This window comes from Winogradskyella maritima (genome assembly GCF_042650215.1).
Taxonomy (GTDB): Bacteria; Bacteroidota; Bacteroidia; order Flavobacteriales; family Flavobacteriaceae; genus Winogradskyella; species Winogradskyella maritima.
Window position 1 is genome coordinate 1,314,494 of the sequence record NZ_JBHSAT010000004.1, and the last position, 17,111, is coordinate 1,331,604.

Consider the following 17,111-nt stretch of genomic DNA (forward strand, 5'->3'; position numbering starts at 1 on the left):
CTAGGATTTAAACGGCTTGTCCAGTTGAAGTTTCACCTCTTCTTTATCAATAACCTGAAGTTGGGTTTCCCCATTAATTTTAAACGGTTCTCCAGATTGTGGCTTGGCGTACTCGTTTTCTAGGCTGTGGGTTAAAATCCAATCTTCCATATCCGTTCTGGTGATGTCGCCTTTAATGTATTTTTCAATCATCAAACTTGCCATTTTGCCCGCAAATCGGCTTCCCCAGTAGCCATTTTCAACAAATACGGCGATGGCGATTTTAGGATTGTCCTTTGGTGCAAAAGCAACAAAAATAGAGTGGTCGGTCAATTGGGTTTTTTTGCCCTCAATAATGGCGAAGTTTTCGGCCGTACCCGTTTTACCACAGATTTCAATGCCAGGTACTTGAAGGTATTTGGCTGTTCCTTTATTGTATACATCAAACATACCTTGAACCACAGGTTCAAAATGTTGCTTATCTATCGTGGTATAATTAGGGGTTTTAAATTTTGAAGGAATAGTATCATTTTCAATCTCTTTCACAATGTGAGGTGTATAATAAAAGCCTCTATTGCCAATCGCCGCCGCCATGTTGGCTAACTGTATAGGCGTTGCCAATACTTCACCTTGGCCAATGGCATTAGAAATTGTAAAGGTGGTGTACCAACGATTTTCGCCATAAGCTCTATCATAAGTCCGTGATGAGGGCACTTTTCCTGGTTGCCCAACGGATAAGTCATTGTTGAGGTAGTTGCCAAAGCCAAAGCTTTTAATATGGTTACTCCAGACGTCCATACCTTTTGCAGGAGAATCGTATTTATCCATAATACGTCGATAGACATTGGCAAAGTAGGCGTTGCAAGACTCATAAATCCCAAGATTCATATCAGCAGGACTGCGATGTGCGTGGCAACCCATACGTCTGTTACCGTAGCGGTAGCCCATAGAGCAACTAAATCTATCTGACGTAGTAACCACACCTTCTTGAAGAGCAACCAGTGCATTAAGGGTTTTAAATGGCGAACCTGGAGGATACATCGCCTGTAAACCTCTATCAAATAAAGGTTTGGCAATACTATCGTTAAAAAGTTTGGTGAAATTACCTGAACGTATTCTTCCCACCAAATCGTTTGGATTATAGCTTGGGCCAGATATCATAGCTAAAATCTCACCACTGCCAGGTTCGATGGCGATTATGCCACCGCGTTTGTTTCTCATTAATAATTCTCCGTATTCTTGAAGCTTTGCATCAATGGTAATGGTAATATCCTTTCCAGGTTGAGGTAACGTATCATAGATGCCTTCTTTAAAAGGCCCAATATCTTTATTGAAACGGTCTTTTTGAATAAACCTCACACCTTTAACACCGCGCAGTATTTTTTCATAAGAGTCTTCGACTCCTGCGTTACCTATTAGGTCTCCGAGTTTGTAGTAAGGTTCCTTATTTATTATTCTTTGATTAACTTCACTTATATGTCCTAAAACATTAGCACCAATTGTTGTTTGATAGGAACGAAGAGAACGTTTTTGAATATAAAAGCCCTCATATTTTCGCATTTTTTCTTGAAGTACCGCATAATCTTCTTTGGACAGTTGTGGTACAAATGGCGAAGGCAATCGCGGGGAATAGTTATGTGCCCTTTCTAGCTTAGAGGCATAATCCTCTTCGGTGATATTAAGTAAGTCGCAAAATTCTGAAAGGTCTTCAGGTTTCATATCCTTTACTTCCTTCGGAATAACCATTACGTCATAAGAGGGTTGATTGGCAACCAAAAGTTGTCCATTTCGGTCATAAACATAACCGCGTTTCGGATAGTGGTACTCTTTTCTAATGGCGTTATCTTCTAAAATACTATAGGTATTATCGCTGTAAACTTGAAGATAGAATAACCGAGCCAGAAAAATAATTCCGACTAAAATCACCGTCATAAAAAGAAGTAGTTTTCTCATTTTCGTTTACTAAATAATTGAATCAGAATAATGCACAGAATACTCGTAAATAGTCCTGAAAATAACGTCTTTTTCAATATGAGAAGTATGTGGCTTATGTTAAAAATTTCGAGCGAAAACAATATCAAATGATGCAGAAATGTCATAGCGATGATATAGGCTAGGAGGTTGCCCAAATCAGTTAGACTAAACTTTAAGTTGTTGTATTCATATAATGTTCCAAAGGCGAATTTCAGAAAGACGGGTCTAGAGTAAGCCAATGCTACTGAAGCGGCGGCGTGAACACCGCCAGAATCCAGAAACAAATCTACGGTCATGCCGAGCAGAAAACTGATAAACAGAAAGCCTAATCGATTTGTGCCTACGGGATAAATGAGAATAAATAAAATGTAGATGTAGGGATTAATATACCCCAGAAAATTGATGTTATTGCAGATAAGCACCTGCACCAAAACCAAAATGATAAACCGTAATGCGTTATTTGCAATGGCGCTAGTCATTAATTCCGTTTTCTAAGGTGTTAATTTCTTCTGCGTCTTCATTTTCAACTATATAGACATAGCCGATATTAGTCATGTCATTAAAGAGCTTTACGTTAATGGTGTATGTGTCACCACTTGGATCGAGACTAAAATCATGAATGCTCCCTATGCCAATACCAGCAGGAAAAATTGAAGAGGAACCGCCAGTTACTATGGTATCTCCGACCTTTACTGGCGCAAATTTTGAGATATCGGTAAGCTGAGTCAACTCCAATGAGTTTCCATCCCATTTTAATGAACCCATGTGATTGGTCGCTTTTATCCTAGCATTAACACGGCTTTTGGTGTTTAAGATGGAAAGTACGGTGGAATAGCCATTGCTCGTATTCTCAATAATGCCGACAATACCCTTGGAAGTTAAGACACCAAAATCTTGTTGTACGCCATCTTTTTTACCTTTATTGATGAGAAGATAGTTGTTGGTTGATGCATAATTGTTACGGTATACCTTTGCATTATAGTATTTGAAAGTTCCATTACTGATGCTGTCGGTCCAAGTGGAATCAACTTCGTTCTGAGTATTGGATAATTGCGCTCGCAATAATTGGTTTTCTTCAATAAGCGCGTTGTTTTTTTCTTTTAATCCGAAGTAATCATCAATGCCACTAAAAGTACCATAAACACCACCAGACAAGAAATTGGCAGAATTTATGAATTGACTTTTATGATAATTGTGGGATTGAATTGTTAAGCTTAATGCTATCCCAAAGAGTAATAAAAACAATAGAAATGTTTTGTTTCTAATTACAAAATTGATGATTTGTTGCATTATTTAAGCTTATTTAATCAATACGCTTTTGTATTTAGGTAAGTTTTTAAGTACAATACCAGTACCGCGAACAACCGCTCTTAACGGGTCTTCGGCAATATAAACTGGTAAGTCTGTTTTTTGAGACAGGCGTTTATCCAAACCACGTAACATAGAACCACCACCTGCTAAATAAATGCCTGTGTTATATATATCTGCTGCTAACTCAGGAGGTGTTTGCGACAAAGTTTCCATCACAGAATCCTCAATTCGTAATATGGATTTATCTAAAGCTTTTGCAATCTCTCTAAATGAAATCTGAACTTGCTTGGGTTTACCTGTCAATAAATCTCGACCTTGCACACTCATATCTTCTGGCGGTAAATCTAAATCTTCAGTTGCCGCACCGATTTGTATCTTAATTTTTTCAGCAGTACGGTCTCCAACGTAAAGGTTATGTTGCGTACGCATGTAATAGATAATATCATTGGTAAACACATCACCAGCAACTTTTACGGACTTGTCACAAACAATACCACCTAGCGCGATAACAGCTATTTCTGTAGTACCACCGCCAATATCAACAATCATGTTTCCTTTGGGTTGCATAATGTCTACTCCAATACCAATTGCTGCAGCCATGGGTTCGTGGATTAAGTAAACTTCCTTACCATTAACACGTTCACAAGATTCCTTCACCGCTCGCATTTCTACTTCGGTAATTCCAGATGGAATACAAACCACCATGCGAAGGGATGGAGTGAATAATTTTTTCTTGAGTGCAGGTATATTTTTGATGAACATATTGATCATCTGTTCAGATGCATCAAAATCAGCAATTACACCATCTTTCAACGGCCTAATTGTTTTGATGTTTTCATGGGTCTTTCCTTGCATCATGTTGGCCTCTTTACCAACGGCAATAATTTTCCCCGAAATTCGATCTCTTGCTACTATAGATGGATTGTCAACCACAACCTTATCGTTGTGGATAATAAGTGTATTTGCGGTTCCTAAGTCAATGGCTATTTCTTCCGTAAGGAAGTCAAAAAATCCCATATGCTATCAATAATTAATTTGGGTTTAGTAAAGTGATTTACGTGTGCTTGTAAATGTAACTAATTATACGAAAAGATATTGGTTATTAGATGTCCATTATCCAATTATTTTCTACAAACTTTTTAACGCCTAAAAAACGTTTAAATAACTAATTAGCTATCATCGATTTCTCGATAGAGTTAGTGCTTAAAATGACGCGTTCCCGTAAAGACCATAGCCATATTATTGTCGTTGCAATAATCAATGCTCAACTGATCTTTTATGGAACCTCCCGGTTGAATCACGGCTGTGATACCGGCATTGTCAGCAATCTCCACACAATCCGGAAAAGGAAAAAAAGCATCACTAGCCATTACAGCGCCACTGAGATCAAAATTGAAGGACTGTGCTTTGTGAATGGCTTGGTTTAAAGCATCAACACGGCTTGTTTGCCCAGTACCACTCGCACATAATTGTCTTTCTTTTACTAGAACAATGGTGTTAGATTTGGTGTGCTTACAGATTTTCGAAGCAAAAATCAAGTCATCAAGCTCGGAAGTAGATGGTGTAGTTTCCGTAGCGTTCTGTAATTCAGCAATGGTATCTGTTTTATAGTCTCTGTCTTGAACCAAAACACCGTTAAGACATGTCCTAACAGTGGTTTCAGGAAGTTTAACGTCATTTAAAATTAAAAGAATTCTGTTCTTTTTGCCTTTTAGAATTTCTAAAGCATCTACACTGAATGAAGGTGCAATCACCACCTCACAAAAAAGCTTATGGATTTCTTCGGCGGTTGCTTTATCGATTTCTGTATTGCTAATCAAGATACCACCAAAAGCAGAAACTGGGTCGCCAGCCAAGGCGTCTACATAGGCTTGATGAACCGTATCGCGCTGTGCAAAACCACAGGCGTTGTTGTGTTTTAGAATGGCAAAAGTCGGTGCTTCGTTTTTAAATTCTGAAATTAAATTTACTGCTGCATCGACATCCAATAGATTATTATAGCTTAATTCCTTACCATGAAGTTTTGTAAACATGGCATCGAAATCTCCAAAGAAAAAGCCACGTTGATGGGGATTTTCACCATAGCGTAATACTTTTCCGTTGGTTTCACTGATTTTTAAAACAGCTTCGCTATGATCAGCATTAAAGTAATTGAAAATTGCAGTGTCATAGTGAGAGGACACATTAAAAGCTTTCATTGCATAAGTTTTACGATCAGCTTCAGACGTGTCACCATTTTTTTCGTTGAGTAAATCCAAAAATGCTTCGTATTCATTAACTGAAGACACACATAAAACGTCAGCATAATTTTTAGCTGCTGCACGGATTAAAGAAATGCCACCAATATCAATTTTTTCAATAATGGATTGGTGGTCTGCACCAGAAGCAACTGTTTTTTCAAACGGATAAAGGTCAACAATGACCAAATCGATTTGAGGAATATCAAATTCTGCCAACTCTGCAACATCGCCCTCGTGATTTTGACGATTCAAAATACCACCAAAAACTTTTGGATGTAAGGTTTTTACTCGACCACCCAAAATAGAAGGGTAAGAGGTGACGTCCTCAACAGGTATCACTGAAATACCTAAATCTTTTATGCATTTTTCTGTGCCACCGGTGGAATAAATGGTGACGCCTAAATCGTTAAGTTTTTGAACGATGGGTGCTAAACCGTCCTTAGAAAATACAGAGATTAAGGCCGATTTAATTTTAATGTTGCTCATGCTGTTGTGTTGTGTTTTAGAAGGCACAAAAATACAGATTCAGTAGACAAAATAATATTTACAGAAAAGATAGTTTTGCAAATTTGTAACAATCCATTGTTGAAAACGTCCTATCGTTAATCTTATCAGAAAAATAACTATGCTAGTCTATTTACGACTGTTTAAAGAGAGTTTAAGCTTTGCAATCAATGCGCTTAGAAACAATAAATTGCGAACTTTTCTATCCCTTCTTGGGGTGACCGTTGGGATTTTTTCCATTATTGCGGTATTGGCTGCGGTGGATTCGTTAGACCGAATGATTAAAGACAGTCTTTCGGGCATAGATAAGAATACGGTTTATCTTACACATTTTAGTTTTGGGCCAACAGATGTACCACGTTGGGAACGTGAGAATTTTGAGCCCATGCAGTATGACGATTACCAATTTGTAAAACGAAACATTGCCGATGTAGAAGCTTCGGCTTATGCTATTTTTGGGTCTAATGAAATTGTGCGCTATCAAGCTGAAAGTGTAGGGCCAGTGACTATAGTTCCGGTAAGTAGTGGGATTTATTACATTGATGGCTTTAAGATTGATAAAGGCCGATTTTACACCGAAGGCGAATCAGAAAGTGGCGCGCCTGTGGTTGTATTAGGGGCATCTTTGGCAGAAAACCTGTTTCAAACCGAAAACCCGTTAGGGAAAACCGTTAGAATTTACGGTAGAAAACTAAAAGTAATCGGTGTTGTGGAAAAGCGTGGTGCGGGATTCGGAGATACGCCAGACGACCGTGCATTTGTGCCGGCTAAGTTTGTTCTCACATTTAAAAATACAGGAAAAAATGGTTTGCCTGGTGCAATACTTTTAAAACCTAAGCCAAATGCAGATATGGCGGCTTTTGAAGAAGTTCTAAAACAAAAATTTAGAGCCTACCGCGGTCTCAAACCAGATGAAATAAATGATTTTTTTGTCACTAAAATTGCAGGATTTGTGGAGTTGATTGATGGTATTATCGGCGGTATGAATGTCATCGGCTGGATTATCAGTGGTTTCTCATTACTCGTTGGTGGTTTTGGTATTGCCAATATCATGTTTGTCAGTGTTAAGGAGCGCACCAATCTTATTGGGATTCAAAAATCCTTGGGTGCTAAGAACAGGTTTATACTTTTTCAATTTTTGTTTGAAGCAACTATACTTGCCGTTATGGGTGGTTTGGTAGGGCTTTTCTTGGTCTGGCTGATGACGGTTTTTGCCAATATGGTTTCAGGCGACTTTGAGTTTGTTTTGTCATTTGGTAATATGTTTCTAGGTTTTGTCATTTCATCTTTCATTGGTTTAGTGTCAGGTGTGATTCCTGCATTGTCGGCATCCAGACTGGACCCTGTTGAGGCTATTCGTACGGGGATGTAATTCCAAGAAACTCTATAGTATTTAAGTTTTCTGTAACTTTTACTGTTTGAAATTCGTCTATCTTTAACGCATCAATCAAACTATATGTTGCTATATATCCGCATTCTTGGGGAAAGTCTGTCTTTTGCTTTAAATGCGCTTCGAAATAATAAGCTGAGGACGTTCCTGTCCCTTTTAGGTGTTACAATAGGCATCTTTTCCATTATTGCCGTTTTAGCGGCAGTGGATTCTTTAGATAAAAATATTAGGTCCCAACTAAGTGCTTTAGATAGCAATACCATGTATTTGTCTAGGATTTCTTTTGCCCCAACTAATGTTCCACGCTGGAAACGCCAGTCCTTTGATGAGGTGTCTTACAATGAGTATAAATATTTAAAGTCGTCGCTTGAAGGTGCTGAACATGTCGCTTATCAGCTCTTTGCTAGGGCAGAAAGTATACGTTATGAGTCAGAAGTGGTGAGTAACGTTAACACCGTTGTGGTGTCTCATGAGTTTGCTGATATTCAGACTTTAGAATTTTCTAAAGGACGATTTTATTCAGAATCTGAATCAAACTCTGGAAAGCCCGTCGTTGTGATTGGCGATGAGATTGCAAATTCCTTATTCGGGGAGTTTGAGCCTTTGGGTAAAAAAGTTAGAATTTACGGGCAAAAATTTACAGTAATTGGCGTAGTGAAGAAAGAAGGTTCTGGATTGTTTGGGGAAAGTAACGACGTCTCTATGTTTCTTCCCGCTAATTTTGTAAGAAACCGCTATGGTGATAATAATAAGCTCATGACACACGTGGTCATCATTAAGCCAAGGTCTGGTGCGGATATAGATGAATTAAAAGCCGATATCACTCAGATTTTAAGAACACGTCGTGGTTTAAAACCAGACGAAATAGATACCTTTTTTATCAGTGTTATTTCTGGCCTTCAAGATGCCATTGATGGCATTATCAGCACCATGAACTTTATTGGTTGGATGATTAGTTTATTCTCGCTATTGGTTGGAGGCTTCGGCATTGCCAATATTATGTTTGTCAGCGTGAAAGAACGCACCAATCTTATTGGAATCCAGAAATCCCTAGGAGCAAAAAATAAATTTATTCTGTTTCAGTTTTTGTTTGAAGCCATCATCTTAGCTTTGGTAGGAGGGATTGTAGGTTTAATCTTCGTATGGCTAGGAACCGTTGCTGTTAACGGTATCGTTGAAGACTTTGAATTTGTTTTATCAATTCAAAATATTTTGCTGGGCTCCTTTATTGCAAGCGTCATTGGCTTGATTTCTGGTGTGATTCCAGCGTTGTCAGCATCACGATTAGACCCAGTTGAAGCGATACGTACGGGGATGTAGACTTCAAAATCTTTGGATTTTGAAGTAATTTCTAAAATTCAATCTCCAAATTCCATAAGAATGTTAATTATTTTAATCTCAATGGTATATTTTTCAATTCTTAAATGACTAAAAAACTAAAAATAATTTTACTGCTGTCCTATGCTTTAATCATGCTACAAGGGCAAATTATTGGGATGCCATTAATCGCTTGGTTGGTTCTTGTCAGTTTCGATTTTGGGAATCCTGACCAAATTTTCGTATTACTTGGCGTGGTTGGATTTATACTCTTAACTACGAAATATAGTAAATTAAGAAAAGTCATATTATTGGGCTTTGTTTTGATGGCAATGCCCATTTTTAAAAGAATAACTTCAGTTCCTTTAGAGCAATTTAATTATTGGACCTTCTATATTCCATTGCTCATCTTTGTCATCTCATCTTTATTGTTACTAATATTTCAGTCAAATAAAAATGAAGATTAAAGATTAATTTTTTAAGGGCTTTATTTGAAATTTAGAGATTGAATGTTGGAATTTAAAAAAGTTCAGAAACTTTTTCACATATAAACTCCAAAAATCGCTCATCTGCCTCAGTAAATGGTTCCGCTGTATTGGAATCAATATCAATCTGTCCGATATTTTCACCGTTTACAAAAATCGGTACTACAATTTCAGCCTTAACGGTAATACTACAGGCAATATAGTTGTCTTGGGCCTTTACATCCGGCACAACAAAGTTTTGATTGCTTACGGCCACTTGTCCGCAAATGCCTTTTCCGAAAGGAATAATGGTATGGTCTGTTGGTTCGCCAACATATGGCCCGAGTTTTAGTTCGTCCTTGTCACCATTCTTAAAATAGAAGCCTACCCAATTGTAATACTCTATGTGTTCTTCGAGCAGTTCACAGACTTTTAAAAGGCGTTCGTCAACTGATAAATCTGAATTAGAAAGGATGTCTACTGTGGGTTGCTTAAGGGCGTCAAATGTCATTTTATCGTTAATTTTTGGCAAAAGTATCTAAAAAGTCCTACATTCAAATTCTGTTTCATCAAAATTTAACAGCAAACTAACACGCCTTTATCTGAAAGCACTCATTAGCAAATACAAGCTGGTTATTAAGTTTATCCTAACCTTTCTGTTGGTCTATGCGGTGCTATCGTTTAGCTATAAACTGTATCTCGATTATTCAGACGGTTCTAAATATTATCCCGATTATTTTACCAACTTGGTCGCCAAACAGAGCACAACCTTGCTCAATGCAGTAGGATATGAAACCTTGGTTGAGCCTCACCCCGACGAAGCGTCAATGATGGTTTACGTCAACCGTAAATACGTGGCACGGGTCATTGAAGGCTGTAACGGCATTAGCGTCCTTATTTTATTCATCTCGTTCGTCATCGCATTCAATGATAAGTATAAGCGCACGGCTTTGTTTCTGCTTGGTGGAAGCGTATTAATCTATTCCGTAAATCTTATACGCATTGTGTTACTTTCAATAGGATTGTTCCATTATCCATGGCGACGCGATGTGTTGCATACTGTGATTTTTCCTTTGGCTATTTATGGATTGGTCTTCGTGTTATGGATGGTCTGGGTGAATCATTTTTCAAAACAATACAAACCAAAACCAACGCCAAGTGTCTAGGCCAATCCGCTATATCGGAATCTTTATACTTATTGTGCTTTTGGCATTGATTCGTGGTTTTGAGGATGAATTATTCTATGACCCGTACTTACTTTTTTTTCAGAATGACTTTTTATATATAGATAGTCCACGCCGAGAAGTCGCCAAGCTGGTAGCATTTACCTCGTTGCGCTATGTAATGAATACTATTTTGTCACTCGGTATCATTTATTTGGCCTTTATGGACCGAGGCATGGTGAAATTTTCAGGACTGATTTATACGGTAGCTTACATCGTTTTACTGATTCTGTTCTTATATTTCGTGATAAACCCAAGGCAAGAAGACTATTATCTTTTTTTCAATATCCGCCGATTCCTCATTCAGCCGTTGATACTTATTTTCCTACTTCCGGCCTTGTATTACTACCGAATTAAACGTTAATACTCTGATAAAAAGCACATCCGATTTAACAATTTTTCTACTTTTGCAGTGTGAAGCCAACGCGTTTACATAAAATCCTTTCGTTTCAGCTTGCCATTTTGGTAGCCTTTTCAACCATGTCTTTCACGATTGAAAAGCACTTCTGTGGAGGCACACTGGTAGATACAGCGGTATTTACAAAAGCAAAAAGCTGTACTTCTGAAATGGAGACGCCAGTAAAAAAGCCATGTTGTAAAAACGAAGTAGAGCTTATTAAAAGCGTTGATGATTTAACGACAGTAACACTTGAAGATGTTTCGTTGGAACATATCCAGCTCTTTCAAGTCGTGCTTTATGGCCTTCAGATTCAGTTTGAAAGTCTTCCAAAACAGCTAATCCCACACAAGGATTATGCACCACCCAATCTCATCGCTGATATACAGCTTCTGGATGAGGTCTTTTTGATTTGATGATAAATTTGAAACGGACCACGCACTGACGTGGCAAGAATTCGCAATTTTATCATTAAATTAATCACACAATGACACATACATATAACGTAACGGGCATGACCTGTGGCGGATGCAAAGCCTCGGTTGAAAAGACGCTTTTGGCATTACCAGAGGTCGAGCAAGCCACAGTTGATTTGGACAAAGCAGAAGTAGTGCTAAAAATGAATGCACATCTGTCCCAAAATCAATTACAATCGGCTTTGCCCAATAAATATCAAATTTCCCAAAAGAAAACCAACGTCTTTAAATCGGTTAGCGCAGAAACGGCTGAAGAGAAAAGCGAATGGCGACAACTCTTTCCGTTGTTTCTAATTTTCATTTACATCACAATCGCTTCTATTTCATTAAATGTAAATCCATGGAATGCCACAGCATTTATGCTCGATTTTATGGGGTTGTTCTACATCGTTTTTAGCTTTTTCAAACTATTGGATTACAAAGGTTTCCCTGAAAGCTTCAAAATGTACGACCCATTGGCAAAGGCCATTCCGGCGTATGGTTGGGTGTATCCTTTTATTGAAGTAGCATTAGGTTTAGCCTTTTTAATGCGTTTTCAAATTAAAATAGCTTTAATAGCAACTTTAGTGGTGTTAGGTATTACAACTGTCGGCGTCACACGAGCTTTGTTGAGTAAGAACAAAATTCAATGTGCCTGTTTGGGGACTGCTTTAAAGTTGCCAATGACCAAAGCGACATTTATTGAAAACACAGTTATGATAGTCATGGCTATACTCATGCTTTTAAACTCGTCTGCCTTATGAAAAAGCTAATTATGTTATGCAGTTTGGCTTTCGGGATGTTTGCAAATGCACAAGACCAAATTAAAGGCACAATTTTAGAAGCTGTGGACGGCAAAGAATTGCCGTTGGCGGGAGCAAATGTCTATTGGTTGAATACAACGATAGGTACTATGACGGATGGCCAAGGTCAGTTTTCATTGGCCTATGATTCATCTAGAACACAGTTGATTATTAGTTATGTTGGTTTTAAAACCGATACACTTACTGTAACATCACCAAAACCAATTCGCCATGTGTTGCAATCCACACAAGATTTGGATGCTATTACGGTAACATCCCGTAAGCAAGCTACGGCGAAATCGTATCTCAAAGCCACAAATACCTTTACGGTTAGCGCGGATGAATTGTTAAAGGCCGCTTGCTGTAACCTGTCCGAAAGTTTTGAAACCAATCCATCCATCGATGTCAATTTTGCCGATGCGGTATCTGGAACAAAACAGATAAAAATGTTGGGCCTTAATTCACCTTATATTTTAATTACGACCGAAAACGTCCCTGCCATCCGAGGAGCGTCTCAAGCTTATGGTCTTAGTTTTATACCAGGCACTTGGGTAGAGAGTATTCAGATTACTAAAGGTGCGGGGAGTGTTGTTAACGGCTTTGAAAGTATAGCCGGGCAAATCAACGCCGAGTTGCAGAAACCAACGACGGATGACCGTGTTTTTGTCAATGCCTATGGCTCTGTCAACGGTAGACTAGAGTTGAACACGCATCTCAATACTCAAGTGTTCGATAAGTGGAGCACAGGATTGTATTTACATGGTAATACCCGAAATCAAAAATTTGATAATAATGACGATTCATTTTTGGATGTCCCTCTGAAAAATCAAATCAATGTCATGAACCGTTGGCAATATACCAATGGCGAAAAAGGCATCGTGAGTTTTATTAACCTACGGTATTTGAATGACAATACCCAATCGGGTCAGTTGGATTTTAATCTAGACACAGACACAGGGACAATGAACGCTTGGGGAAGCGAAATTGACACGGAACGCTTTGAAGTCACCACTAAAGTCGGCTACGTGAATCCCGAAGTGCCATGGCAAAGTTTGGGTGTGCAAACGGCATTTAGTTACCATAAGCAAAACTCTTATTTTGGATTGAATGATTACGATATCGTCCATCGCAGTTTTTATGGTAATTTGGTGTATAACAGTATCATTTCAGACTCGAGACATAAGATTAAAACAGGATTGAGTGTTACCCACGATGATTACGACGAACAAGTCAATACCACAGATTTTAAACGTATTGAAAATTCCTTCGGAGGCTTTTTTGAGTATGCTTATGATAATTTAGATAAATTGACTTTAACTGCTGGAATACGTGCCGATCAGCACAACCGTTTAGGCTTTTTCGTAACACCAAGGGTGCATGCACGCTACACGCCATGGGAAAAATCAGCTTTTAGAGCGTCGATTGGAAGAGGAAAGCGGAGCGCCAATATATTTGCTGAAAACCAGAATTTGTTTTCAAGCTCACGCCAGATTTCTATTGATGATGACGGCGGAAAGATTTACGGTCTAGACCCTGAAATCGCATGGAATTACGGCGTGTCCTATTTACAAGGTTTCAATCTTTTTGGAAGAAAAGCGGACATCACGTTAGACTTCTACCGTACCGATTTTCAGAATCAGGTCGTGGTGGATTGGGAAGATCCATTCGAGATTCAATTTTATAATTTGGAAGGCGAAAGCTATGCGAATAGTTTTCAGTTTGAATTCAATTACAACCCATTTGAACGTTTTGACATCAGAACAGCCTACAAATATTATGATGTACAGACGGATTACAAATCCGGAAGGCTTCAAAAACCATTAATTCCTAGAGAACGTATATTCGCAAATATGGCTTATGAAACGCTTGAAAAAGACAACGGAAGCCAATGGAAATTCGATGCTACGTACAATTGGTTGAGTGAACAACGCTATCCAGATACCAGTCTGAGTGCACCCGAATTCCAATTGCCAGAGTTAACACCAACCATCGGAACCTTGAACTTGCAGGTTACTAAAGTTTTTTCTCCTAAATTTGAAATATATGTCGGTGGGGAAAATGTAACCGATGTCCGTCAAGACCGACCAATATTGAGTGCAGACAATCCGTTTGGCGCAAATTTTGATAGTAATTTTGTGTATGGCCCAATATTTGGAAGTATGTATTATGCAGGGTTACGGTTTAGAGTGGAATAAAAACGATTCTTTTACTTCTGAAGTCTCGGGAGAGTGGTCCCGAATCGTCGGGAGAGAATTGAAAAAATAGAATTTAACCAGTGATAAAATGTCGCGCTTAGCACAGGCGAAGTGCTTCAATAAAAAAATAAGTTTTAACTAAAAAGAATCCTCTTTTCGCTAGAAATGAGGTAAATACTAAAAATGAAAAAACTAGCAATCATAGCAGTAATGCTAATCACAACAGTAGGTTTTGCACAAACTAAAAATGACAGGGCCATTATGGAAGTAGACGGTGTTTGTATGATGTGTAAAGCCCGAATTGAAAAGGCCGCCATTAAAACTAAAGGTGTAAAATCCGCCATTTGGAACGTGGAAACCCACGAGCTAAAATTGATTTATGATGGTAACAAAACCAATGTTGACACTATCAGCAAAAACATAGCGGCAGTTGGGCATGACACTAAAACCATTAAGGCCACTGACGAAGCTTATAATTCGGTTCATCCGTGTTGTAAGTATAGGGATGAGGAAGTGAAGAAGGATCACGATGGTAATTAAAAATTCAAAGCCACGCGAAATGCGTGGCTTTTTTGTTATTTTCAATTTAAATTAGAAACAGGAAGATTTATTAAGAGATTTTAAAAAATGAGACTCACAACGCATTGTAGTTCTTGCAAAGAGAACATTAAGATTAAATCTAGTGCTTCAACACGTGGCGACCTTCAAATGGAAAAAGGTGATGAAATTAAAGTAAATTGTCCTCAGTGTGGTAAAGTTGAAAAAAAGCATATAAATGAAATTAGAGCAGAAGCCAATAACTTTATTATTGTTGGTTCTATAATTTTATGTCTAGTAGTTACCGCTTTTCTTTGGTATTATTTTGGTGCAATCGGTCTAGTTGGCTTTGCGATTCCAATAATTGTTTGGTATCAACAAATGAATGCTACGAGGTCTTTTAATTTGTATAGAATTAGAAGGAAATGAGCTTTAAACATTTATTATTTAAAGCCTCTTAGATCTTATAGAGAATATAGGATTGTTTTATAATGTATTTCTTTTAGCTACGCGAAAAAATGCGTGGCTTTTTTCATAATTTAGGGTTCTTCAAAAAATCATGCTCAAATGAAAACTCTAAAACAATTCTTTTTACTTTCAATTCTACTCGCATTAGTGCTAACCTCTTGTGCTAAAGATGAAAAAACTGAAGCCTCAATGCTTATCTATGGCGGGACTATCTACACCCTTGATGATACTCAAGAAACTGTGGAAGCCGTTGCCGTAAAGGGTGATACCATTTTATTTGCTGGAACGTTGGCAGGAGCTGAGAAATTCAAAGGTGAATCTACGGAACTATTGGATTTACAAGGCAAAACCATGACGCCAGGCCTTATTGAAGGTCATGGGCATTTTATGGGTCTTGGTTATAATGAAATCAGTTTGGATTTGTTGGGAACGACAAGCTATCAAGCCATAATCGTTGCTGTGGAAGAACGGGTGAAAACTTCCCAACCTGGCGAATGGATTACCGGTCGTGGATGGCATCAGAGTAAGTGGGATTCGTTACCGGAAGACTTAGTCAAAGGCTTTCAGACACACTTTAAATTGAGTGAGGTCTCGCCAGATAACCCTGTTTATTTGAGTCATGCTAGTGGTCATGCAGGATTTGCAAACGCCAAAGCTATGGAGGTCGCAGGGTTGACCGGATTGTATAAAGAAGGTTTGGGCGCTTATCAGGTTGAAGGAGGTGAGATTATTTTGGATGCAGGCGGAAGACCAACTGGAATTTTTAATGAAAGAGCACAAACGGTTATTACAAAACACATTCCTGAAAAAACTGCAGAAACGGATAGACAGGCCTTCGATTTAGCAGTGAAGGCGTCACATAGAAACGGGATTACCAGTTTTCACGATGCCGGAATAGGCCGTGAAACCATAGCCTTATTTGACGCCATGCAAGCAGAAGGTAAAATGGACGTTCGGATTTATGCCATGCTAACAGGATGGGATAAGGAACTATTGAACGAATGGTATTCAAAAGGTATTCGTGTGGATCCTGAAAACAGATTTACCATTCGTTCTGTAAAATTGAATTGCGATGGTGCTTTAGGCTCGCGTGGTGCGTGGTTATTGGAGCCTTACACCGACCGACCAGACCATTTTGGTCACGAAACACTACCAATGGAATTTGTCAAAGAAACTGCCTTTAATGGTTTGCGAAATGGCTTTCAAGTTTGTGCGCATGCTATTGGAGACAGGGCTAATCGGGAAATATTAGACCGTTATGGACTTGCTATGAATGAGGTGAAAGACAAAACAGAAAATCACAGATTCCGAATAGAGCATGCACAACATCTCCATCCGGATGATATTCCTCGATTTGCAGAATTGGGTGTGATTCCTGCGATGCAAGCGGTACACATGTCGTCCGACCGTCCTTGGGCGATTGATCGACTCGGCGAAAAACGTATTAAAGAAGGCGCCTACATGTGGCAGGATTTATTAAAGAGTGGTGTGCCTATTGTTAATGGTACGGATGTTCCTGTAGAACCTATCAATCCTATTGCGAGTTTCTACGCTAGTATCAGTAGGAAGACGCTTAAAGGATTACCGGAAGGTGGCTACGAACCCGACCAAAAAATGACGAGGCCACAAGCCTTAAAATCCTATACCTTGGATGCCGCTTACGGGGCATTTGAAGAAGACATCAAAGGTTCTATAGAAGTCGGTAAATTAGCTGACTTTACGATTTACAATCAGGATTTGATGACCGTACCAGAAGATAAGGTTTTAGACACCAAAGTTGTGATGACCATTTTTGATGGAAAAATTGTTTTTAAAGCTGAAGATTAAGTAAGTATTCAGTTTTTCAACTAAGAG

17 protein-coding genes are annotated in these 17,111 nt (G+C 38.6%); 11 read left to right on the top strand and 6 right to left on the bottom strand.

Features of this window, described 5'->3' with window-relative positions; translation table 11 throughout:
* The 5 genes from mrdA to purH all read right to left on the bottom strand — a co-directional run bounded on the left by mrdA (position 1) and on the right by purH (position 5,990).
* Positions 1-1,932 carry a penicillin-binding protein 2 gene (gene mrdA, locus ACFOSX_RS06995; RefSeq protein WP_386098394.1) on the bottom strand — a complete coding sequence of 644 codons (1,932 nt, stop codon included), beginning with the start codon at positions 1,930-1,932 and terminating at the stop codon, positions 1-3.
* On the bottom strand, positions 1,929-2,432 hold the full coding sequence (locus tag ACFOSX_RS07000; protein WP_386098396.1) for a rod shape-determining protein MreD: 504 nt from the start codon (positions 2,430-2,432) through the stop codon (positions 1,929-1,931). Before ACFOSX_RS07000 ends, mrdA begins: the two co-directional genes overlap by 4 nt.
* Entirely contained in the window at positions 2,425-3,243 is an 819-nt protein-coding gene (mreC, locus tag ACFOSX_RS07005; protein ID WP_386098398.1) for a rod shape-determining protein MreC, read from the bottom strand. The genes ACFOSX_RS07000 and mreC overlap by 8 nt, the downstream gene beginning before the upstream one ends.
* A 9-nt stretch (positions 3,244-3,252) precedes the next feature.
* A complete protein-coding gene (locus ACFOSX_RS07010; protein ID WP_386098400.1) occupies positions 3,253-4,281 on the bottom strand; it encodes a rod shape-determining protein in 1,029 nt (342 codons plus the stop codon).
* A 179-nt stretch (positions 4,282-4,460) separates the two neighbouring features.
* The gene (gene purH / locus ACFOSX_RS07015; protein WP_386098402.1) at positions 4,461-5,990 is read right to left on the bottom strand and encodes a bifunctional phosphoribosylaminoimidazolecarboxamide formyltransferase/IMP cyclohydrolase; all 1,530 of its coding nucleotides are present in this window, start codon (positions 5,988-5,990) and stop codon (positions 4,461-4,463) included.
* Between the two features lie 139 nt (positions 5,991-6,129).
* Here purH and ACFOSX_RS07020 point away from each other — a divergent pair, with 139 nt between their 5' ends.
* The 3 genes from ACFOSX_RS07020 (at position 6,130) to ACFOSX_RS07030 (ending at position 9,182) form a co-directional block, all read left to right on the top strand.
* The gene (locus tag ACFOSX_RS07020) at positions 6,130-7,380 is read left to right on the top strand and encodes an ABC transporter permease (protein WP_386098404.1); all 1,251 of its coding nucleotides are present in this window, start codon (positions 6,130-6,132) and stop codon (positions 7,378-7,380) included.
* 84 nt (positions 7,381-7,464) lie between these two features.
* The gene (locus ACFOSX_RS07025; protein WP_386098406.1) at positions 7,465-8,718 is read left to right on the top strand and encodes an ABC transporter permease; all 1,254 of its coding nucleotides are present in this window, start codon (positions 7,465-7,467) and stop codon (positions 8,716-8,718) included.
* 104 nt (positions 8,719-8,822) lie between these two features.
* On the top strand, positions 8,823-9,182 hold the full coding sequence (locus tag ACFOSX_RS07030) for a hypothetical protein (protein ID WP_386098408.1): 360 nt from the start codon (positions 8,823-8,825) through the stop codon (positions 9,180-9,182).
* Positions 9,183-9,234: 52 nt separating this feature from the next.
* On the opposite strand, the gene ACFOSX_RS07035 is transcribed toward ACFOSX_RS07030, so the two are convergent.
* Positions 9,235-9,690 (bottom strand): GAF domain-containing protein, encoded by a 456-nt coding sequence (locus tag ACFOSX_RS07035; RefSeq protein ID WP_386098410.1) that lies wholly within the window; start codon positions 9,688-9,690, stop codon positions 9,235-9,237.
* Between the two features lie 91 nt (positions 9,691-9,781).
* Here ACFOSX_RS07035 and xrtF point away from each other — a divergent pair, with 91 nt between their 5' ends.
* The 8 genes from xrtF to ACFOSX_RS07075 all read left to right on the top strand — a co-directional run bounded on the left by xrtF (position 9,782) and on the right by ACFOSX_RS07075 (position 17,084).
* Positions 9,782-10,345, top strand: a complete 564-nt coding sequence (gene xrtF, locus ACFOSX_RS07040; protein WP_449361568.1) for an exosortase family protein XrtF — start codon at positions 9,782-9,784, stop codon at positions 10,343-10,345.
* Positions 10,338-10,766, top strand: a complete 429-nt coding sequence (locus ACFOSX_RS07045) for an exosortase F system-associated membrane protein (protein WP_386098412.1) — start codon at positions 10,338-10,340, stop codon at positions 10,764-10,766. Before xrtF ends, ACFOSX_RS07045 begins: the two co-directional genes overlap by 8 nt.
* Positions 10,767-10,882: 116 nt before the next feature.
* Positions 10,883-11,215 (top strand): HYC_CC_PP family protein, encoded by a 333-nt coding sequence (locus ACFOSX_RS07050; RefSeq protein WP_386098414.1) that lies wholly within the window; start codon positions 10,883-10,885, stop codon positions 11,213-11,215.
* Positions 11,216-11,286: 71 nt separating this feature from the next.
* The gene (locus ACFOSX_RS07055) at positions 11,287-12,018 is read left to right on the top strand and encodes a heavy metal translocating P-type ATPase (protein ID WP_386098416.1); all 732 of its coding nucleotides are present in this window, start codon (positions 11,287-11,289) and stop codon (positions 12,016-12,018) included.
* Entirely contained in the window at positions 12,015-14,252 is a 2,238-nt protein-coding gene (locus ACFOSX_RS07060) for a TonB-dependent receptor (protein ID WP_386098418.1), read from the top strand. The genes ACFOSX_RS07055 and ACFOSX_RS07060 overlap by 4 nt, the downstream gene beginning before the upstream one ends.
* Before the next feature lie 183 nt (positions 14,253-14,435).
* A complete protein-coding gene (locus ACFOSX_RS07065; RefSeq protein ID WP_386098420.1) occupies positions 14,436-14,792 on the top strand; it encodes a heavy-metal-associated domain-containing protein in 357 nt (118 codons plus the stop codon).
* 87 nt (positions 14,793-14,879) lie between these two features.
* Complete coding sequence (locus ACFOSX_RS07070; protein WP_386098422.1) at positions 14,880-15,218, top strand: hypothetical protein; 339 nt, start codon at positions 14,880-14,882, stop codon at positions 15,216-15,218.
* A 138-nt stretch (positions 15,219-15,356) separates the two neighbouring features.
* Positions 15,357-17,084 (top strand): amidohydrolase, encoded by a 1,728-nt coding sequence (locus ACFOSX_RS07075; RefSeq protein WP_386098424.1) that lies wholly within the window; start codon positions 15,357-15,359, stop codon positions 17,082-17,084.
* Positions 17,085-17,111: the final 27 nt, after the last annotated feature.